The 19814-nt window shown below is 71.9% G+C and carries 18 protein-coding genes and 1 pseudogene; 6 read left to right on the top strand and 13 right to left on the bottom strand.

Going from position 1 to position 19814, the window contains the following annotated elements:
* Positions 1-6: 6 nt before the first annotated feature.
* Both ACIBF8_RS22560 and ACIBF8_RS22555 read right to left on the bottom strand, forming a co-directional pair.
* On the bottom strand, positions 7-933 hold the full coding sequence (locus ACIBF8_RS22560) for a WXG100 family type VII secretion target (RefSeq protein WP_396785347.1): 927 nt from the start codon (positions 931-933) through the stop codon (positions 7-9).
* The gene (locus tag ACIBF8_RS22555) at positions 930-1325 is read right to left on the bottom strand and encodes a type VII secretion target (RefSeq protein WP_396785345.1); all 396 of its coding nucleotides are present in this window, start codon (positions 1323-1325) and stop codon (positions 930-932) included. The genes ACIBF8_RS22560 and ACIBF8_RS22555 overlap by 4 nt, the downstream gene beginning before the upstream one ends.
* Positions 1326-1605: 280 nt before the next feature.
* On the opposite strand from ACIBF8_RS22555, the gene ACIBF8_RS22550 reads away from it, so the two are divergent.
* A complete protein-coding gene (locus ACIBF8_RS22550) occupies positions 1606-2370 on the top strand; it encodes a VOC family protein (protein ID WP_396785343.1) in 765 nt (254 codons plus the stop codon).
* Between the two features lie 24 nt (positions 2371-2394).
* Here ACIBF8_RS22550 and ACIBF8_RS22545 read toward each other — a convergent pair whose 3' ends face one another.
* From ACIBF8_RS22545 to ACIBF8_RS22530, 4 genes are all read right to left on the bottom strand, one after another.
* Positions 2395-3198, bottom strand: coding sequence for an ABC transporter ATP-binding protein (locus tag ACIBF8_RS22545; RefSeq protein ID WP_396785342.1), 804 nt, complete (start codon positions 3196-3198; stop codon positions 2395-2397).
* Positions 3195-4292, bottom strand: a complete 1098-nt coding sequence (locus tag ACIBF8_RS22540; protein WP_396785340.1) for a FecCD family ABC transporter permease — start codon at positions 4290-4292, stop codon at positions 3195-3197. The genes ACIBF8_RS22545 and ACIBF8_RS22540 overlap by 4 nt, the downstream gene beginning before the upstream one ends.
* Positions 4293-4305: 13 nt before the next feature.
* The gene (locus tag ACIBF8_RS22535; protein ID WP_396785338.1) at positions 4306-5235 is read right to left on the bottom strand and encodes an ABC transporter substrate-binding protein; all 930 of its coding nucleotides are present in this window, start codon (positions 5233-5235) and stop codon (positions 4306-4308) included.
* A gap of 356 nt (positions 5236-5591) precedes the next feature.
* Entirely contained in the window at positions 5592-7469 is a 1878-nt protein-coding gene (locus ACIBF8_RS22530) for a M14 family metallopeptidase (protein ID WP_396785337.1), read from the bottom strand.
* A 210-nt stretch (positions 7470-7679) separates the two neighbouring features.
* On the opposite strand from ACIBF8_RS22530, the gene ACIBF8_RS22525 reads away from it, so the two are divergent.
* Positions 7680-9017 (top strand): C39 family peptidase, encoded by a 1338-nt coding sequence (locus ACIBF8_RS22525; protein WP_396785336.1) that lies wholly within the window; start codon positions 7680-7682, stop codon positions 9015-9017.
* An 81-nt stretch (positions 9018-9098) separates the two neighbouring features.
* On the opposite strand, the gene ACIBF8_RS22520 is transcribed toward ACIBF8_RS22525, so the two are convergent.
* From ACIBF8_RS22520 to mqnE, 3 genes are all read right to left on the bottom strand, one after another.
* Entirely contained in the window at positions 9099-9425 is a 327-nt protein-coding gene (locus ACIBF8_RS22520) for a DUF4229 domain-containing protein (protein ID WP_396785533.1), read from the bottom strand.
* A 73-nt stretch (positions 9426-9498) separates the two neighbouring features.
* Positions 9499-9936, bottom strand: a complete 438-nt coding sequence (locus tag ACIBF8_RS22515; RefSeq protein WP_396785335.1) for a hypothetical protein — start codon at positions 9934-9936, stop codon at positions 9499-9501.
* A 23-nt stretch (positions 9937-9959) separates the two neighbouring features.
* On the bottom strand, positions 9960-11129 hold the full coding sequence (gene mqnE, locus ACIBF8_RS22510) for an aminofutalosine synthase MqnE (RefSeq protein WP_396785333.1): 1170 nt from the start codon (positions 11127-11129) through the stop codon (positions 9960-9962).
* Between the two features lie 239 nt (positions 11130-11368).
* Here mqnE and ACIBF8_RS22505 point away from each other — a divergent pair, with 239 nt between their 5' ends.
* The 4 genes from ACIBF8_RS22505 to ACIBF8_RS22490 all read left to right on the top strand — a co-directional run bounded on the left by ACIBF8_RS22505 (position 11369) and on the right by ACIBF8_RS22490 (position 17337).
* Positions 11369-12940 (top strand): C40 family peptidase, encoded by a 1572-nt coding sequence (locus tag ACIBF8_RS22505; protein ID WP_396785332.1) that lies wholly within the window; start codon positions 11369-11371, stop codon positions 12938-12940.
* A gap of 114 nt (positions 12941-13054) precedes the next feature.
* Positions 13055-14494, top strand: coding sequence for a hypothetical protein (locus ACIBF8_RS22500; protein WP_396785330.1), 1440 nt, complete (start codon positions 13055-13057; stop codon positions 14492-14494).
* A 197-nt stretch (positions 14495-14691) separates the two neighbouring features.
* A complete protein-coding gene (locus ACIBF8_RS22495; protein WP_396785329.1) occupies positions 14692-16614 on the top strand; it encodes a DEAD/DEAH box helicase in 1923 nt (640 codons plus the stop codon).
* Positions 16615-16716: 102 nt separating this feature from the next.
* Positions 16717-17337 (top strand): putative glycolipid-binding domain-containing protein, encoded by a 621-nt coding sequence (locus ACIBF8_RS22490; RefSeq protein ID WP_396785531.1) that lies wholly within the window; start codon positions 16717-16719, stop codon positions 17335-17337.
* Positions 17338-17371: 34 nt separating this feature from the next.
* Here the strand turns inward: ACIBF8_RS22490 and ACIBF8_RS22485 are convergent, their stop codons facing one another.
* The 4 genes and pseudogenes from ACIBF8_RS22485 to ACIBF8_RS22470 all read right to left on the bottom strand — a co-directional run bounded on the left by ACIBF8_RS22485 (position 17372) and on the right by ACIBF8_RS22470 (position 19570).
* Positions 17372-18463, bottom strand: coding sequence for a PLP-dependent cysteine synthase family protein (locus tag ACIBF8_RS22485; protein ID WP_396785328.1), 1092 nt, complete (start codon positions 18461-18463; stop codon positions 17372-17374).
* A 31-nt stretch (positions 18464-18494) separates the two neighbouring features.
* Complete coding sequence (locus ACIBF8_RS22480; RefSeq protein ID WP_396785544.1) at positions 18495-18803, bottom strand: hypothetical protein; 309 nt, start codon at positions 18801-18803, stop codon at positions 18495-18497.
* A 37-nt stretch (positions 18804-18840) separates the two neighbouring features.
* Positions 18841-19062: pseudogene (locus ACIBF8_RS22475) on the bottom strand (SDR family NAD(P)-dependent oxidoreductase); the annotation flags it as partial.
* Between the two features lie 49 nt (positions 19063-19111).
* The gene (locus tag ACIBF8_RS22470) at positions 19112-19570 is read right to left on the bottom strand and encodes an Lrp/AsnC family transcriptional regulator (RefSeq protein WP_396785327.1); all 459 of its coding nucleotides are present in this window, start codon (positions 19568-19570) and stop codon (positions 19112-19114) included.
* Positions 19571-19814 lie beyond the last annotated feature (244 nt).

Genomic DNA, 19814 nt, shown 5'->3' with positions numbered 1-19814 from the left:
TGCCTCTCAGTTCAGGATGGAGTCGAAGACATTCTGCACACCCACGGTGTACGGGCCCAGGTCCTCGCTGTACGTGCCGTCCACCAGGTAGTTGCGGTCCTTGTGCCCGTCGGAGATGTCGTGCAGACCCACCCCGGTGTCCAGCAGTGCGCCGCCGAAGCCGGGGATGTTGACCGGCGAGACCTGGTTGATGACGAACTTGCCCGGAAAGAGGGTCTTGAACTTCTCGACCTGGAAGGCCCGCCCCTCGGCCGTCCAGCCGCCCTTGCTGAGCAGCTTGTACTGCTTCTTGCGCTTCTTGAGCTCCATGACGGTGTCCGCGTACTTGCGGAGCTGCGCGGCGACCTTGCCCAACCGGGTGGCGAGGCGGGTGAGCACCTCGGCGAAGCGAGCAACGATCTTGACCATCCGGCCCACCGTGGTGGCCAGCCGGGCCAGCACCCGGACCACGGTGGCGGCCAGCGAGACGCCGGCACTCAACGCCGCGGCAACCGCCGCGATGATCACCTCGGTGAGGAACCAGAGCAGGAACTCGAGGATCAGCTCGACCAACAGGTTGAACGCGTCGACCGCCGCGTTCGCGGCCTCGACCAGCACGTCCTTGGTGCCGTCGAGCCCCTGGGCCAGCTCCTCGATCGCCGCCTCCACCGACTCCATCGAGGCATGGAAGCTGTCGGCGGCGTCGCCCGTCCAGGCGCCGCGCAACCGAGCCCGGTCGGCGATCTGGTCACCGGCGATTTCCCGCACCGCCGCGCCGGTGTCCAGGCAGACCTGCGCCGCCCGCATCAGGTCGTCTGGTTCTCCGGCGACCAGCTCGAGTAGTTGCTCGAACGGCCAGAGCACCGCGTTGGAGAGCGGCTTGAACGGGTCGGGCGTGCCCGACACGATCTGCTCGAAGTAGGTCTTGTTGCGCTGCAACGCCTCGGTGCTCACGCGGGCACCTGCCCGCTCGGAGCGCCGGTGCCACCCGACCAGGGGCCGGGCGCGATCACGTCGGGGGCGGGCGGGCGACCAGGCACGAACAGGTCGGTGTTGGCTACGTCGGTGCCGGTGTAGGCGCCGGCGGTGTCGCTGAGCCCCTCCGCGATGTCCGCCATCATCTCGGCGCCGTCGGCGAGCCCTTGCAGGCACGCCTCGAACTGCTCGGCGTAGGCCGCCGCGAGGCCGAAGGACGCCGGCATCACCCCGAAGGCGTGCCGGGGCACGTGCCCGTCGCCGAAGGAGCGGTGCAGCTCGCGAAAACGGGCCGCCCGATCCTTGGACCCTGCCGCGAATGCCAGCAGAGCCTCCGGCTGGACCTCCAGCTCATTGTTCGGGCTTGACACGGACCCTCCCCAGTGGCCTGTGCGACGGATCAGTCGCCACGACTTCCCACCATAGGCACTGCTGACCGCGATCGGGGGACCCGTCCCCGAGCAAGGCGGCGATCGTGGCGCAGGTGGTCTTCCGGCCGCTGGCGTTCGGCGGCCGGCTGGGCGTATCGGCGGGACGAGGGTCGCCGGTTTAGCTGACGATTCGTCCGTTTCCACCCCGGGCCGCGGCGGGACGGTGCCAGGATTCCGGCAGGGGGCCGCCGTGGCCGCCCGGGCCGAGAGGGGTCTTGACGTGAGCACCGTCCCGCCGGGTACGCCCTGCTGGGCCGACCTGGCCACCCCGGACCTGACCGACGCGCGGCGCTTCTACCCGCAGCTGTTCGGTTGGACCGGCCAGGTCACACCGGAGCCCGAGGCGGGTGGCTACACCGTCTTCCTGCTCGACGGTAAGCCGGTGGCCGGCGCCGGCCCGCCCGCGATCCCGGACCAGGTGCCGATCTGGTCGACGTACCTCGCCACCGACGACGCCGAACTGGTCGCCGGGCGGGTCGAACGGGCCGGCGGGCAGGTGGTCGTACCACCGTTCGAGGTCTTCGACCGAGGCTGGATGGCGGTCTTCGCCGACCCGGCCGGCGCGACGTTCAGCGTCTGGCAGCCGCTGGCGATGGCCGGTGCCGAGGTGTTCAACGTGCCGGGCGCGATGAGCTGGAACGAACTGGTCACGCCCGATCCCGAGGGCGCGAAGGTCTTCTACGAGCTGGTGTTCGGCTGGCAGCCGGACGACCAGGCGGTGGGCGCGATGACGTACACCGGGTGGCGGCTCGGAACGCAGATCGTCGCCGGGATGATGCCGCCGCTGGCCGACGACTTCCCGGCCGACCTGCCCGCGTACTGGACGGTGTACTTCGCGGTCGTCGACGCGGACGCCGCCGCGGCCCGCGCCTCCGAGCTGGGCGGCACGATCCTGGTCCCGCCCCGCGACATCCCGGCGGGCCGCTTCGCCGCCCTCCGCGACCCGCAGGGCGCGCTCTTCTCCGTCATCGACCTGGGCCCCTGACCCAGCCACCCAACCCGGGCAGGCTCACGGGCGGGTGGGGCGGACCGGGACCACCAGGGGGCCATGGGCGCCGGGAACCACCCGGACGCTGGCCCGGTAGTGGGTGGCGAGCAGCTGCTCGGTCAGCACCTCGGACGGCGTCCCAGCGGCCACCACCTGGCCGCCGGCGAGCATCACCATCCGGTCGGCGTACTCGCCGGCCAGGGAGAGGTCGTGCATGGTGGCGAGCACGGTCAGGCCGTGCTCGCGGCGCAACTGGTCGACGAGTTCGAGCACCTCCTGCTGGTGCCCGATGTCGAGCGCGCTGGTCGGCTCGTCGAGCAGCAGCAGCGTCGCGCCCTGGGCGAGCGCGCGGGCGAGGAACACCCGCTGCCGTTCACCTCCGGAGAGGGTGGCCAGCTCGCGACGGTGGAAGCCGGCGAGATCCAACCGCCGGAGCACCTCGTGCACGGCGTCCACGTCGGCGGTCGACTCCCGGCCCAGCGTCGGGATGTACGGCGTGCGGCCGAGCAGCACGTAGTCCAGCACCGACATGCCGGCCGGCACCACCGGGGACTGCGCCACCGTGGCGACCACCCGAGCGCGGTCCCGGCGACGCAGCGCGGCACTCGGCGTACCGAACAGGGTGATCGCCCCCGGCGCGGGCAGCAGGCCGCCGACGGCGCGCAACAGGGTGGATTTGCCGGCGCCGTTCGGGCCGATCACGGTGACCCACTCGCCGACGGCGACGGTGAGGTCGACGCCGGTCAGGATCGGCGTGCCGCCGAGGGCGACCTGCAACCCGCGCACCTCGACGGCCGGCGCACCGACGGCGGGCTCGCGGCTCACGTGAGCGCTCGCCGGGCGGTACGCAGCACCAGGACGAAGAACGGGCCGCCCAGCAGGGCGGTCACCACTCCGATCGGCATCTCGGCTGGCGCGGCGGCGGTGCGGGCCACCACGTCGGTCAGCGCCAGGAAGGCGCCGCCGAACAGCAGTGACATCGGCAGGATCACCCGGTAGCTGGACCCGGCGAGCAGCCGGACGGTGTGCGGCACGATGATGCCGACGAAGCCGATCAGCCCGGTCGCGGAGACCGCCGCCGCGGTGCCCAGGGAGGCGGCGGCGATCAACAGGTACCGGGTGCGCTGCGGGTGCAGGCCCAGACTCCTCGCCTCGTCGTCGCCGACCGCGAGGACGTCCAGCTCGCGGCGGTGCAGCAGCACGACCACGGTGGTCAGCGCGGCGTACGGCAGCACCAGCAGCACGTCGTGCCAACCGGCGGTGGCCAGCCGGCCGAGCAGCCAGGAGTAGACCGGCTGGATGCTGTCGGCGTTTCGTTGCAGGAGATACGTCTGCCCGGCCGAGAGGAACGCGGAGACCGCCACCCCGGCCAGGATCAGCATCGCCGGTGACCCGCGTCGCCCGCCGGCCGCGCCGAGCACGTAGGTCATCGTGACCGCGAGCAGGGAGCCGGCGAACGCCGCCAGCGGAATGGTCAGCGGCAACCCGGAGAGCGTGCCCTCCCGGCCGGCGCCGCCGAGGGCGATGGCCGCGGTGACCGCGAGGCCGGCGCCGGCGGCCACCCCGAGCAGGTACGGGTCGGCCAGCGGGTTGCGGAAGACCCCCTGGTAGCAGGCGCCGGCGAGGGCGAGCAGGCCGCCGACGAGCAGGCCGAGCACCACGCGGGGCAGGCGCAGTTCGGTGACGATCGCGATCTCGCGCTCGGTCAGCCCACTGTCGAGGTGCACCCCGGGAAACAGGTTGAGTAGCTCGACGGCGACGCTGCCCGGGGGCAGGCTCACCGGGCCGAGCGACACCCCGACGACGAGCGCGACGAGCACCGCGAACAATCCGGCGACCAGCCAGCGCTTGCGCAGCCCGGCCGGCCGGGCCACGGAGAGCGGCTCGGCGGGCCGGGCCACGGGCAGCGGCCCGGTCACCGACGGACGACGGTCACGCGGGCACCTTGGCGACCGCGTCGATGATCACCCGGAGCAGGTCCACGACCCGCGGGCCCCAGCGGGAGGCGATGTCGTCGTCCAGGGCGACCACCTGGTTGTTCTTCACGGCGGTGAGGCCGGACCAGCCGCTGCGCGCCTTCACCGTGTCGGCGCTCTGCTGGCAGCACTTGGCGTCGGCCAGGAAGACGAAGTCCGGGTCGGCCTTGACGATGAATTCCTGGGACAGCTGCGGGTAGCCGAAGTTCTTACCGTCCGCGTCGGCGGGGTCGGCGATGTTGGTCAGGCCGACCTGGCTGTAGAGCGAGCCGATGAAGGTCTTGCTGGTGGCGCTGTACAGCTCCGGGCCCAGCTCGTGGAAGTAGGTGAGCTTCTCGGCGCGCTGCGGCAGGTCCTTGACCAGCTTGGTGATGTCGTCCTTCATCCGGGTCACCACGTCGGTGGCCTGGTCGGCGTGGCCGGTCAGCGTGCCCAGTTCGGTGATCTGCTGGTACGAGTCGTCGAGCGTGGTCGCCGCCGGGGTCCGGTACACCGGGATCTTCAGCTTGCCGAGCTGGTCGACGATCTTGTTGCGGTCGTCGGAGAGCACCACGAGGTCGGGGTTCTTACCGGCGATCGCCTCGGCGCTCGGCTGGAAGGCGGAGAGATCGGTCTTGGGCGCGTCGGCCGGGTAGTTCGACTGGTCGTCGACGGCGGTCACCTGCGGGCCGGCACCGATCGCGAAGAGCATCTCGGTGGCGCTGGGCGACAGCACAACGATCTTCTCGGGGCGCTTGTCGAGGGTGAGCGCGCCCACCGTGACCGGGTAGGCGGCGGCCGCGGTGCCGGCGCTCGGCTTGTCGTCGGCCTTCTCGGCGCAGGCGCCGAGAGCGAGCGCGGCGACCGCGAGGGTCGCCGCGAAGAGCCGAGGGGTACGTCTGAACATGGGGGCCTCCTGTCGGTCGAGGAGTGTGGTGCTTCGCCGACAGGGACTTTCGTACGCCCGCCCACGAGGCGCCCTTCCTCGAGAGCGCGTATCGCGACCGATCCGTAGGCGACCTGGCTCGTCCCCACCGGCTGGTGGGGCATCACAGTTGCGGGACAGCGCCGGGTTACGCACCGGCTTCGCTGCGGACTGGTCGCTAAGACGGTAGCGCACCGCCGGGACGTGCCGGATCGATCAAGGATCGATCGGCGCTGGACGATCGGTTGGACCGCCGCAGAGTGCGGGATATGTCCCGGATCAGGGGGCTCGGGAGCGGGTGGTGGGGCCCCGCCGGGGCGGGACGGGGCCCCACCCGATCAGGAGGACGTGATGGTGACGTTGTCCACAGCCGCCTCCACCAGGCTCGCCCCGGACGCGTCCGCCGCCTCGACCAGCACGCGCACCGACTGGCCGGCGTACGGGGTGAGGTTGAGGTTGGCGACCGCCCAGCTCCCGTTGCGGTTGCTGGCCGCGCCGGACTGGGTGAGCAGCGCGGTGGTGCCGCCGTTGTGCACCACACTCACCCGCAGGTAGTCCGCCGACGAGGCGTTCGAGCCGTGCGCCAGGTACCAGGCCAGCGAGAGGGTCAGCGTGCCGGACGACGGCAGGGTCACCGCCGGGGACCGGGCGCTGGTCACGCCACCGTCGACGTCGTAGTCACCGGCCGCCGAACCGGCCAGCCGGCCGGTGACCAGATCGTTGGAGCCGGCGTACGGGGTGAGCTGCTTGGCTCCGCTGGACGTGGTCGCCTGGGCGGCACCCCGCTCGAAGGCGCCGACCGTGGCGGTGTCGGTGCCGGACGGGTTGACGGTCCAGCCGGTGGCCGTCTCGAAGGTGTCCGACCAGACCGTGGTGCCGCCACCGCCGCCGCAGTACTGCGCCTGCTTGCCGATGGCCCGGTACGGGCAGTCGGCGTACTCGCTGAGGATCAGCACCGCCTCCCGGTTGCGCGAGGTCTGTGCCGGGATCACCTCGTCGGGCGGGTAGAAGCCCCCGCCGCCGGACGAGCCCGGGTACATCTCGAAGGTGTACGCCCAGATGTTGTGAGTGGCCCACATCCAGTCGATGCTGTCCCCGTCAGTGATGTAGAGGTCGCTGGACTGTTGCGGGGTGTAGCTGTTGGTGGCCGCCATCTGCTGACCGATGGTGGCGAAGGTGTTGTACTGGTCCGCGTTCATCCCGGTCGCGGTGTTCGCGGTGGTGTAGCCGTACGGCCAGAGCACCAGCTCGGAGTACGTGTGGAAGTCGATGTTGGCCTTGATCTGCTGTACGCCGCCGACCACCCGACCGTTGACGAAGTTGCGCAGCGCCTGCGTCTCCGGGGCGGAGAAGGCCGACGGGCCCCGGTAGGTGTCCGACGAGGTGCTGCCGGACGAGCCGCCGCAGCATCCCCAGTTGTAGCCCCAGTTGCGGTTCAGGTCGGTACCGACGTTGGACGAGCCGCTGTTGGGCTGCCGGTTCTTGCGCCAGGACCGGTACGACCCGGTGGCGATGTCGTACTCGCTGCCGTCCGGGTTGACCGTCGGCACGATCCAGAGTTCCCGGCTGTTGACGATGTTGGTGATCCGGGAGTCGCTGCCGTAGCTGTCGGTGAAGAGGTTCAGCAGGTAGATCGCCATCTCGACGGTCAGGTGCTCACGGGCGTGCTGTTGGGAGTTGAACAGGATCTCCGGCTCACTCTCGTCGGTGCCGACGTTGTCGGAGATCTTCACCGCCATCAGGTCGCGGCCCTCGTACGAGGAGCCGATGCTGATCTTGCGGGCGATCGCCGGATGGTCGGCGACGACCTGGTTCACGACGGCGGTCAGTTCCGCGTAGTCGTGGTAGTTGGAGTCGGCGGGCGGGAAGGCCAGCGTGCCCACCTCACCGGCGCCGCGCTCGGCGTTGGGCGGTGGGGCGAGCGGTTCCAGCCGGAAGCCGAGCTTGCCGATCGCGGCGGCCTCGGTCGCGGTGGCCGAGATGTGCAGCACCCCATGTTCGGAGTAGTCGATGGCCGCTCCGGTGCGGGCCACCGCGTTGCGGTCGGCGAGGGTCCGGGGCCCGAGCACCCGGTAGCTGGCGGCGGCCGGCTCGGCGGTCCGGTCCGGTGCCGGCCGGGCGGCGACCGGACCGGCCGCGACGGTGACGATTCCCAGCCCGGTGACGACGGCGAGCACCAGGACGCGGCGGAGGGGGATGGGCGTGCGGAGGGCCATGGACTACCTCCTCGGAGGGCGGGAGATCCCGCTCGGTGAAGGACACTTCACCACCTGTCACATGGTCATATCAATATCGATCGGCGCCCTATGCATCCCAGGCAGATCATCACGGCGGCAATGATTTTCTTCCCACCAACATATGGCGAAACTTCCCTCCAAGCGGAAAACTGACCAGCGACGATGCCCCCTCGACACCGCGGAGCACCCATGGCCAGACCCCGCCTGCGCGCCGCCGCCCTCGCTGGCGTCACCGCGCTCACCCTGCTCGCCACCGCCGCGCCCGCAATGGCGGCCCACCCGCCCGCCACCGTCCACGACGAGCAGATCACCTTCCAGGACTGGTCCGGACCCGCCGACTGGCACCGGGGCAGCAACGCCGGCACCCGCGTCGGGCCCGGGGCCCGAGCAGGCGTCACCCTGGCCCGCCCGGCCGGCACCATCGAGTACGCGGACCCGCACACCGGCACCACCCGCACCTGGGAGTACGGCACCTGGACCTCACCGGTGACCCGGATCGGGTTCGACGCCACCGAGCTGATCGCCTCCTGGAACGCGGAGACCCCGGCCGGCACCTGGATCCAGGTCGAGATGCAGGGCAGCTACACCAGCGGCGACCAGACCCCGTGGTACGTCCTGGGTCGCTGGGCGTCCGGTGACACCGACATCAAACGGACCAGCGTCAACCGGCAGGGCGACCCCTGGTCGACGATCTGGACCGACACCTTCAGCATCGACGACGCCACGGCCGGGGTGCTGCTGCGGTCGTACCAGCTGAAGCTGACCCTCTACCGCGCACCGGGGCAGAGCGCCGCGCCGGTAGTCCGGATGCTGGGCGCGATGAGTTCCACCGTGCCGGACCGGTTCACCGTGCCGCCGAGCGCCGGGCACATCGCCTGGGGCCGGGAGCTGCCGGTGCCGCGCTATTCGCAGAACGTGCACTCCGGGCACTACCCCGAGTACGACGGTGGCGGTGAGGCGTGGTGCTCGCCCACCTCGACGGAGATGGTGGTCGAGTACTGGGGTCGCCAGCCGTCGGCGGCCGACACCTCGTGGGTGGACCCGACCTACCCCGACCCGACGGTGAACCACGCCGCGCGGATGACCTACGACTACGCCTACGACGGCGCGGGCAACTGGCCGTTCAACACCGCGTACGCGGCCAGCTTCCCCGGACTGGAGGGCCGGGTGACCCGGCTGCACTCGCTGGACGAGCTGGAGCGCTTCATCGCCGCCGGCATCCCCGTGGTGACCAGCCAGTCCTTCCTCGCCAGCGAGCTGGATGGGGCGAACTACGGCACCTCCGGGCACCTCTTCGTGGTGGTCGGCTTCACCGCCGACGGCGACGTGATCGTCAACGATCCCGCCTCGTCCAGCAACGACGTGGTGCGCAACGTCTACAAGCGTGCGCAGTTCGAGCAGATCTGGCTGCGGACCAAGCGCACCAACGCCAGCGGCGGTGTCTCCGGTGGCTCCGGCGGCATCGCGTACCTGATCAAGCCCACCGCAAAGCCCTGGCCCAAGGTCCCCGGCTCCACCAACTGGTAACCCGCCCACCGCCCGCTCGAGCACATGTTGATCAAGAGGTTTGCGTCACCGGAAGCCGTCCTGGTGACGCAAACCTCTTGATCAACGCTGGGAGTCGGGGGCTTGGGTGGGAGGGTCGGGGGTGGTGGGAGGGTCGGGGGTGGGGTTCGGGGTGGGGGTGGGCTGGTCTTCGCCGGCCAGGGCGGAGCGGAGGCGTTCCTTCTCGGTCCGGCGGCGCTCGGCTGCCTCGGCGATCTCACCGGCCATTTCGTCGCGCCAACCGCGCAGCAGGAAGAAGGAGAGCGCGGCCGAGAACACCAACGCCAGCATCAGCTTCAGGAACACGTTCATGTCGATCAGCCAGAGGCCCGCCAGCACGGCGACGAACAGCCCGATCCGGCCCAGCGTGTACTTGAGCGCGGCGCTCACCTGCACCACTCCGTTCTCTCCCTCGACCGCCACTGCCGGCGGAAGTATCGATCCGCCCGGCGGGCGGACGCGGTCAGCCGGTCCGGCGGGCCAGCCAACGGACGCCCGGGAACCACACCGTCGCGTACGCCACCGTGAACGCCGCCGCGGCCAACGCGCCGGAGAGCAGCGGCGGCAACCCGGAGGCCAACCCGGCGATCAGCAGCCCGACGAACACCCCGACGGCAGCGGCGACCACCGCCGCCATCACCCGGGCCGCGCCGAACTCCCAGGCCCGGAAATCGTCCCAGAACAGCCAGGCGGGCAGGATCACCGCCAGCCAGCCGTTGGTCTGGCCGAAGTCGCCGCTGCCGATCGAGGCGAACGCCCACTCGAACAGCACCAACGCCAGCACGCCGATGACCAGGCCGGCCAGGCACACCCCGAGCAGATCGCCCAGGGTGCGGATGCGCCCCTCGGCGTCCCGGCGGGGAAATCCGCCCTGCTGCTCAGGTGCTCGTTGCTCGGTCATCGACTGCGAGGGTACGTGGTGGCTCAGGCCCAGACCTGCTGCGGCTCGGCGCGCCGCTCGGCCAGCGACGGGGCCTTGTCGTACTCCCGGACCACGTTGTAGCGGGTGTCCCGCTCGACCGGCTGGAAGCCGGCATCCCAGATCAGGTTCAACAGGTCGTAGCGGTGCATGGTGTTCGGGGTGCCGTACGAGTCGGCGTCGTGAGTGATCTTGTATTCGACGACGGAGCCGTCCAGGTCGTCGACGCCGAAGTTCAGCGACAGCTGGGCCACCGACAGCCCGTGCATCACCCAGAAGTTCTTCAGGTGCGGCACGTTGTCGAAGAGCAGCCGGGAGACCGCGAACGTCTTCAGCGACTCGGCCGGCGAGGCCATCGTGGTGCGCGCCTGGATCCGGTTACGGATCTTGCCGTCCGCCGAGTCGACGAAGTCGTGCTGGTAGCGCAGCGGGATGAAGACCGCGAAGCCGCCGGTCTCGTCCTGCAACTCGCGCAGCCGCAGCACGTGGTCGACGCGGTGCCGGGGCTCCTCGATGTGGCCGTACAGCATCGTCGCCGGGGTCTTCATGCCCTTGCTGTGCGCCAGCGCGTGGATGCGGGACCAGTCCTCCCAGTGGCAGGCGTGGTCGACGATGTGCTGCCGGACCTCCCAGTCGAAGATCTCCGCGCCACCGCCGGTCAGCGACTCCAGGCCGGCGTCCATCAGCTCGTCGAGGATCTCGTCGGCGCTCAGACCGCTGATCTTCTCGAACCACTGCACCTCAGTCGCCGTGAAGCACTTGAGCTTGACCGTCGGCAGCGCCGCCTTCAGCTCGCGCAGCACCTTCGGGTAGTAACGCCAGGGCAGCGTGGGGTGCAGGCCGTTGACGATGTGCAGCTCGGTGAGCTGCTCGTCCTCCATCTCCTTGGCCTTGCGGACCGCCTCGTCGATGCGCATCGTGTACGCGTCCTTCTCGCCCGGCTTGCGCTGGAACGAGCAGTACGCACAGGACGCCGAACAGACGTTGGTCAGGTTGAGGTGCCGGTTGACGTTGAACATCACCCGGTCGCCGTTGAGCTCGGTGCGCTTGTGGTGCGCCAGCCGCCCCAACCAGGTCAGGTCGTCGCTCTCGTAGAGGGCGACCCCGTCCTCCCGGGTCAGCCGCTCACCGGCGTACACCTTCGCTTCGAGCTCACGCTTGAGTCCGGCGTCCATGGCACGTCCCTTCCACCTGCGGTCCGGATCGAGCGTACGTCGCGCGGCCGATGGGCCCGCCGGCACGGTCGCCGGCAGCGACCCACTTCACCAGACTCTCAGCCTCCCGTAACCCGGCCACGCATCGACATGAGTGGCGAGGTGCGGTAGTAACAAGGTGGGGCGGAACACACACACTGGTACCGTCCCGACGGTCGCGCCCACCGAGCGCGGCGACGAGCAGTTGGACGGGGAGCGGCATGGTCTACAGCGGGCGCGGGCGACGGCAGCGACGACGGAGCCCGGTGATCTCGCCGGTCCTGCGTCCGAAGCTCTGGGCCGCCCTGCTCGGCGCGATCGCCGCAGCCGTGCTGGCCACCCCCGCGTACGCCGAGCCGGGTGTGCCGACCACCGTGCCGGACACCGGGTCGCGTCCGGCGGTCACCGGCTCGCTTCAACTACCCGGCGGCGCACCGGTCGCTGGCGTGCCCGTCCCGCCGGTGGTCAACATCGGCAACGGCCCGCTCGCCACCGCGATCTCCGCTGGCGAGGTCCAGGTCGGCGCGCTCGGCGAGGCGTTGTTGGTGAGCCGGCAGAAACGCGTCGACGCGCAGGCGCAGCTCGACGCGGCCGGCAAGGCGCTGGCGACCGCGCAGGACGCGCTGCTCCGCGCGCAGCAGACGGCCGACGCTGCCGCCGCCGAAGCGGTCAAGGCAGCCGCCGCGCTGCCGCCCGGTGATCTCGCCCAGGACATCCGTGGGCTGAGTCGCCTCCAGCAGATCACCCGTGGCGAGAAGGTCGACGGCGGCACCACCGGAGTGGCCGGGGAGCTGTCCCGTGCCCGTGCCGGCGAGCAGGCCGCCTACCAGAAGCACACCGAGGCCAAGGCGCTGCTCGCGGCCGCCGAGGCGGAGTTCACCGCGGGCGAGACGGCGCTGCGCACCGCCGAGGAGAGCCTGCTCAAGCTGCGCCGGGACAACGCCGCCGCGCTGATCGAGATCGAGCGCCAGCAGGAAGCCGCCGAGCAGCAGATCGGTGCCGGGTACGTCGCCAACCAGAGCAGCAGCGGCATGGCCGCGCACCCCCGGGCACTGGCCGCGGTCCGGTACGCGCTCGCCCAGCTCGGCGACCCGTACAAGTGGTCCGAGGAGGGGCCGGACCAGTTCGACTGCTCCGGCCTGATGTGGGCGGCGTACCGGTCCCCCGGCGCCGACTACTTCGACCTGCCCCGGGTCTCCCGCGACCAGTACGCCGCCACCCGCGGCCGCACCGTCCCGCAGAGCGCGCTGCTCCCCGGCGACCTGCTCTTCTTCGCCTCGGGCAGCAGTTGGACGACGATCCACCACGTCGGCATGTACATCGGCAACGGCAAGATGGTGCAGGCGCCCACCACCGGCGACGTCGTCAAGATCTCGGTCGTCCGCTGGTCCCGGCTGTACGCCGCCACCCGGGTGATCGGTGCGGTTCCGGCACCGGTGGTGACCGTTCCGACCCCGCCCGCTTCGACCCCGAAGCCGACGCCCACCCCGACTCCCACGAAGACCACCACGCCGACGCCCACCCCCTCGCCCACGAAGACCACCACGCCGACGCCGACGCCCACGCTGACACCGACGACCACCCCGACGCCGACGCCGACGACCACCCCGACGCCGACCCCGACCGGCAGCACGACGCCGAGGCCGTCGAACACCCCGAGCAACACTCCGACGACCCTGCCCTCGGCGCCGACCAGCGCGCCGGCCAGCACGTCTCCGACGACCACGCCGACGGCCAGCACGAGCGCGACGGGCAGCGGCAGCGCGACGGGCAGCCCCAGCACCGCAGACTGATCCGCCACGACCCGCTCCGGCTGTCCGCTCGGGAAGATCTGTGGCACCGTGACAACCAGGCACATCCGACTCGACGTCACGGGTCCGGGTGCGAGCATGGCGCGGAGGGCGGAAATGGCCGAGCAGAGAGATCAGGCGGAGACTGTCGACCCCGTGGTCGACCAGGCCGGCCCACCAGGGCCGGGCACCGCCGACCCGGCGGCCGGCACCGACGCCAGCCCGGCTGACAGCGTCGCCGACTCGGCCCCTGGCGACGCGACCCCGGTCGCCGCCGCAGACACCGCAGACACCGCAGACGACGGTGACGACGGTGACGACGACGCATCCGCCGACGACCACCCGGGCCAGGCCGCCGCACCGGTACGCGCACGCGCCAGCGTCGCCACCGCCGGGGCTCTCCCTGGCGACCTGCCGGCCAGTGCTCCGGTCACCGCAACCACCTACCGCGCCACCGGCTCGGCCAGCCCCGTCGACGTGTCGGTGCCCGGGCAGCGCAACGACTCCACCGCGCCGGCCCGGGCCAGCGCCACGGTTCCCAGCAGCAGCCGGGCCACGGCCGGTGCCGTGGGCAACCCGGACCCTCGGGCGAGCACGCCTGCCGTCTACCGGGCCGCGCCGGTGAGCCCCGAGCCGGACCAGCCACCAACGCCGTCGACTCCCGAACCGACGCCGGACCCCACGCCACCCGGTCCCGGGCCGACCCAGCCAGCGCCCCCGGAACCGGAGCCCGCGCCAGCTCCCGGCCCGTACCCGCCCGGCCCGACGCCGACGCCGGGCCCCCGGCCCACGCCGCCGCCCGGCCCGGTCCCGCCCGTTCCTGGCCCGCCCGCTCCACCGCCCTCGCCGGTGCCACCCATCCCCGGCCCGCCTTCGCCGCCCGTTCCGACCCCGCCGCTGCCGCCCCCCGGTCCGCCGGTGCCCGCGCCGCCGTCCCCGCCCGGCCCGATGCCGGCACCGCCGTTCCCGCCGCCGCCGGCGATGACCGACACGCCCGGCGTACGGGCCAGCGCCTCGGTATCCGCACCGCCGGCCGGATGGCCGTCCAGCACCCAGGGGGCACCCCCGACGTCCGGCGCTGGTTGGACCGGCACAGCCACCCCCGCGCCGCCGGTGGTGCCCGCGCCAGCGCTGCCCAATTGGCCGCCGTCCACCACCGCGGCGCCTTCGCCGACCGGGCACGGCACCGCCAGCTCCCGCATGACCGCAGCGACGGGCAGCCCGTCGGGCGGTTCCACCGGACGGGACGCGACCGGCACCCGTGGCCGGCGGCACGACAGCGGCTCCGACCTGGCCGGCACCGTCTACGGCAACGGCGAGGGCGCCGGTTTCACCACGATCGCGATACCCGCCAACGCGGTGGAGACGTCCGGCTCGCTGACCGGGCACATCCTGGCCCAGGGCTGGTCGGACACGCCGACCGAGCGGTCCAGCAACGCCCGGGTGATGATCGTCCTGGCCGCCGCTCTCGGGCTGCTGGTGGCGATCAGTGTCATGGTCGTTCTGCTGGCCGGCGACGCCCTGGACGGTCTGGTGGGCAGCGTGCTCAAGGGGTGAGCCAACGAGCGGCAGCGATGGTGAGTCCGCCCACTACCGTCGGGCAACCGGCTGGCGGCTTCGCCAGACCGCCGTACACTGGCTGAGATCACTGACCCGGCGCGCGTGGTGTGCGCCCCTGGGCGATCTTGCGGGCGATCCGGCGGTACAGCCGCGGCAGGCCATCGCGAAGATGCGCCCCGCTCGAAAGGCTTTTGTTGACCACCTCTGCTGACCCCAGCACCGTTACGTCCGTTTTCAACTCAGTCCCGGCTACCGACGCAGCTCAGAGCGAGGCCGGCAGCGCGCCGGCAGCGACCGCCGAACCGATCAGCTTCGCCTCCCTCGGCCTGCCCGAGCCGGTGGTCCGTGCGCTGGCACAGCAGGGCATCACCAGTCCGTTCGAGATCCAGCGGGCCACCCTCCCGGACGCGCTCGCCGGCCGCGACGTGCTGGGCCGTGGGCAGACCGGTTCCGGCAAGACGCTCGCCTTCGGCCTGCCGGTGATCGCCCGGCTGGCCAGCCGCAACCGGGCCCGGCCGATGCGTCCGCGCGCCCTGATCCTGGTTCCCACCCGCGAGTTGGCCATGCAGGTCAACGACGCCCTGGTGCCGCTGGGCAAGGCCGTCGGCATCTTCCTCAAGACCGCCGTCGGCGGCGTTCCGTACGACCGTCAGATCGACGCGCTGCGCCGCGGTGTGGAGATCATCGTGGCCACCCCGGGCCGGCTCGGTGACCTCATCGAGCGGGGCATCTGCCAGCTCGACGACGTCGAGGTCACGGTGCTCGACGAGGCCGACCAGATGGCCGACATGGGCTTCCTGCCCGAGGTGACCGAACTGCTGGCGAAGACGCCCGCGAACGGTCAGCGGCTGCTCTTCTCGGCCACCCTGGACGGTGACGTCGACGCGTTGGTCAAGCGGTTCATGACCGACCCGGTCACCCACTCCACCGCGCCGTCCACCGCCTCGGTGTCCACCATGGACCACCACATGCTGCTGATCCCGCCGCACGAGAAGTTCCCGGTGGCGGCCTCGATCGCCGCCCGGGACGGCCGGACCATGGTCTTCGCACGTACCCAGCTCGGGGTCGACCGGCTGGTCGAGCAGCTCGCGGCCGTCGGTGTACGCGCCGGTGGGCTGCACGGCGGCAAGACCCAGCGGATGCGCACCAAGACCCTCGCCGAGTTCCGTGAGGGCCGGATGAACGTGCTGGTCGCCACGGACGTGGCGGCCCGGGGCATCCACGTCGACGGCGTCACCCTGGTGCTGCACGTCGACCCGCCGAAGGACCCCAAGGACTACCTGCACCGCGCGGGGCGTACCGCTCGGGCCGGCGAGTCGGGTGCCGTCGCCACGCTGGTGCTGCCCAAGCAGCGCCGCACCACCCTGGCGATGATGGAGAAGGCCGGCGTCGCGCCGGCCGAGACCCGGGTCCGGGTCGGCGACGCGGCGTTGGCCGAGTTGGTCGGTGCCCGCGAGCCCAGTGGCGTTCCGGTTCGCGTCGAGGCGGAGCCCCGGGGCTACGGTGACCGCTCCGGCGGCCCGCGTCGGTTCGACGACCGCTCCGGCGGCCCGCGTCGGTTCGGTGACCGCCCACAGGGCGAGCGCCGCTACGGCGACCGACCCACCGGCGAGCGGCGCTTCGGCGACCGGCCGCAGGGCGACCGCCAGTACGGCGACCGTCCGCAAGGCGAGCGCCGCTACGGCGACCGCCCACAAGGCGAGCGGCGCTTCGGCGACCGACCCACCGGCGAGCGGCGCTTCGGCGACCGGCCGCAAGGCGACCGCCAGTACGGCGACCGCCAGTACGGCGACCGCCTACAGGGTGACCGCCGCTATGGCGACCGGCAGCACAGCGACCGCCCGCAGGGCGACCGGGGCTTCGGCGACCGGCCGACCGGCGAGCGGCGGTACGCCGACCGGGACACCCGGGGATACGGTGACCGGCCGCAGGGTGAGCGCCGGTTCGGTGACCGGCCCACCGGCGAGCGGCGCTTCGGCGACCGGGACGCTCGGGGCGGCTTCCGCCCGGAGAGCCGGGTCCGGGACGACCGGCCCCGCGACGACCGGCCGCGCGACGATCGTGCGCGTGACGATCGGCGCGGTTTCGGCGGGCGACCGCCGGCGCGTACCCACTGATTGATCCACCGAACGCCGTCGCGAAGCCCATGCTTCGCGGCGGCGTTCGCGCATGCCCTGCCGATGCCGGTCCGGTCGCGTAACGTCCGGCTCATGCCGACCATGCCGAAGTCAATCTTCTGGTCCCGGACGGACACCGCCGGCAGCGAGCAGGTCCTGCTCGACGACGGCCACGGGTTGGCGGCCCGGGGCACCCTGCTCGCCGTGGACCCGATCCCCTGGACCGCCCGCTACCAGCTGACCACCACACCGGACTGGGCCACCACCCGGGTCGAGGTCGAGGCCGAGGGGCTCGGCTGGCTGCGCCGGGTGACGCTGGAGCGGGCCGCCGACCGGTGGCGGGTGACCACGGCCGAGCAGGGTGACCTGGACGCGGCGCTGGTCGCGGCCGGTCATCCCCGGGCCGGCCTACCGGGCACGGACGACCCGGACCGGCTGGCCGACGCGCTCGACGTCGACCTGAGCGGTTCGCCACTGTTCAACACCCTGCCGGTCCACCGGCTCAGGATGGCGGCCGAGCCGGCCGATGTGGCACACCGGATCACCGTGGCCTGGGTGCTGCTGCCCGGCCTGGAGGTGGTGCCGGCCGAGCAGATCTACACCGGGCTCGGGCCGGGTCGGGTGCGCTTCGCCAGCGGCACCTTCACCGCCGACATCGATCTGGACGACAGCGGCTACGTGGTGCGCTACCCCGGGCTGGCCGAGCGGATCGACCCGCGCTGAGCGGCGCCCAGCCGGGCAGGCCGCGCTGGGCGGTTCAGGCGGGCCAGACCCCAGTGGTCAGGAAACGGTCGATCGTGGCCAGGTGCGGGGCCAGGTCGAGGCCCTGGGCGGCCACCCAGTCATCGGCGTAGTACGTGTCGGCGTACCGGTCGCCGGGGTCGCAGATCAGGGTGACCACCGAGCCGGTCTGACCCTCGGCGAGCATCGCGGCGATCAGGCCGAACGCGCCCCACAGGTTGGTCCCGGTGGACCCGCCCACCCGACGGCCGAGCAGCGCCGATCCGGCCCGCATGGCAGCCAGGGACGCCGCGTCCGGCACCTGGACCATCCGGTCCACCACCGAGGGCAGGAACGACGCCTCCACGGTGGGCCGGCCGATCCCCTCGATGCGGGAGCCCTTCCCGGTGCGTACCGACCAGTCGGCGGCCAGCCAGGCCGGGTAGAACGCCGAGTTCTCCGGGTCGACCACGCAGAGCTTGGTGGCGAGTCGGCGGTAACGGGCGTACCGGCCGATGGTCGCGCTGGTGCCCCCGGTGCCGGCGCCCACCACGACCCAGGCGGGGATCGGGTGCCGCTCCAGCTCCAACTGCGCGTAGATCGACTCGGCGATGTTGTTGTTGCCCCGCCAGTCGGTCGCCCGCTCGGCGTAGGTGAACTGGTCCATGAAGTGCCCGCCGGAGTCCTCCGCGAGCCAGCGCGCCTCGACCACCACGCTCGCCGGGTCGTCCACCAGGTGACACCGGCCGCCCTGGAACTCGATCTGCGCGATCTTCTCCGGTGAGGTGGAGGCGGGCATCACCGCGATGAACGGCAGGCCGAGCATCCGGGCGAAGTACGCCTCGGAGACCGCCGTGGATCCCGACGACGCTTCGACGATCGTGGTGCGCGGCCCGATCCAGCCGTTGCAGAGCCCGTAGAGGAACAGCGAGCGGGCCAGTCGGTGCTTCAGCGAACCGGTGGGGTGCGACGACTCGTCCTTGAGGTAGAGGTCGATCCCCCACTCCCGGGGCAGCGGGAACGGCAGCAGATGGGTGTCGGCGGACCGGTTCGCGTCCGCCTCGACGGTGGCGATCGCCTCCGTCACCCAGGTCCGGCTGGCCTCGTCGCACCGGTCGAGATGAGTCACGCCGGAAACCTAGCAAGCAGGCCAGCGGTGGTCAGCGCCGGTCCGGCGGCGCTGACCGGCGGCGTTGACGGCGTTGACCGGCGCGGCCGGCGGCCCGGACCAGCGGGGTCAGCGCGACGGCCAACCTGGGCAGCGCGTCCAACAGCCGCACCTGTGCTCCCCGCCAGCGGGGCAGGCTGACCACCGGGCGTGGCCGGCGGGCCAGCCGGATGACCCGGGCCGCCACCCGCTGCGCGGCCAGCATCGACCCGGTGAACGAGGCCACCGCCCCCGGGTCGTCCAGCCGGTCGTGCAGCATCGGGGTCCAGATGCCGTCCGGGCAGAGGCAGGAGACGTGCACCCGCGGCGTTGTTGACCCAGAGGGCGAGGTCACCCCGGCTCGCCGCGGCGGTGGCGATGGCGGCGCAGGCGTCCTCGTCCCGGACGTCCAGGGCGGCCGACCAGCCGCCGAGCGGTGCCGCGGCGGTCTCGACCGCTGCCGGGTCGAGGTCGGTGAGCAGCACCGACCAGCCGTGGGCGTGCAGCGCGGTGGCGATGGCGCGGCCGAGGCCGCCGGCAGCGCCGGTCACCACGGCCACGGGACGCGCCGGCGGAGTCATCGGCGCACGCTACCGCCGGCCGACGGGCGACACCAGGGGTACGCGGGGGTCAGGCGGGGGGCGGCCCGACCGGCTGGGGGCGGTTCTCCCACTTGGTGGAGAGCGCGATGGCGGTGCGGGTGGAGGCGACCCCGGGGGTCCGGTTCAACCGCACGATCAACTGCTCCAACTCGGCGATCGTGCCCACCCGCGCCTTGAGGAGGAACGACTCCACCCCGGCCATGAAGTAGCAGGACTCGATCTCGGGCAGCACTCGCAGCGACTCGAGCATGTCGTCGGTGTCGGCGCCGGAGTCCTCGACGATGCCGATCAACGCGGTGACGCCCAGCCCGATCGACTCCGGAGCCACCTCCGCGCGGTAGCCCCGGACCACGCCGCTGCTCTCCAGCTTGCCGACCCGCTCGTGTACGGCCGGGGCCGAGAGGCCGACCTGTCGGGCCAGCTCGGCGTACGAAAGGCGGGCGTTGCCGCGCAGCAGGTCGACGAGGCTCAGGTCGATGGCGTCCACAGAGAGTGACCTTAACCGCTGAGACGTAACGTGCGGCCTTCGGCATCCGTTGGGCTGAGCGGTGAGTCACTGTTCACAAACCGCCGGTCAAGGCTGAGGTAGCACCAGTAACATTACTAACTCCCCACTCAGTGCATTTTTCGCGTTTGGGCGGACAGGCCATGTCCCTGGTGCTGTAATTGCCATACGTCCCTCATGACGGCTCTGGGCTACGCACCAGCCGGGGGCAGTGTGTTCAGCCGGG

This window comes from Micromonospora sp. NPDC050276 (genome assembly GCF_044459545.1).
Classification (GTDB): domain Bacteria; phylum Actinomycetota; class Actinomycetes; order Mycobacteriales; family Micromonosporaceae; genus Micromonospora.
The sequence above is the reverse complement of the archived record's forward strand: the minus strand, read 5'-3'. Positions and strand labels throughout refer to the sequence as shown.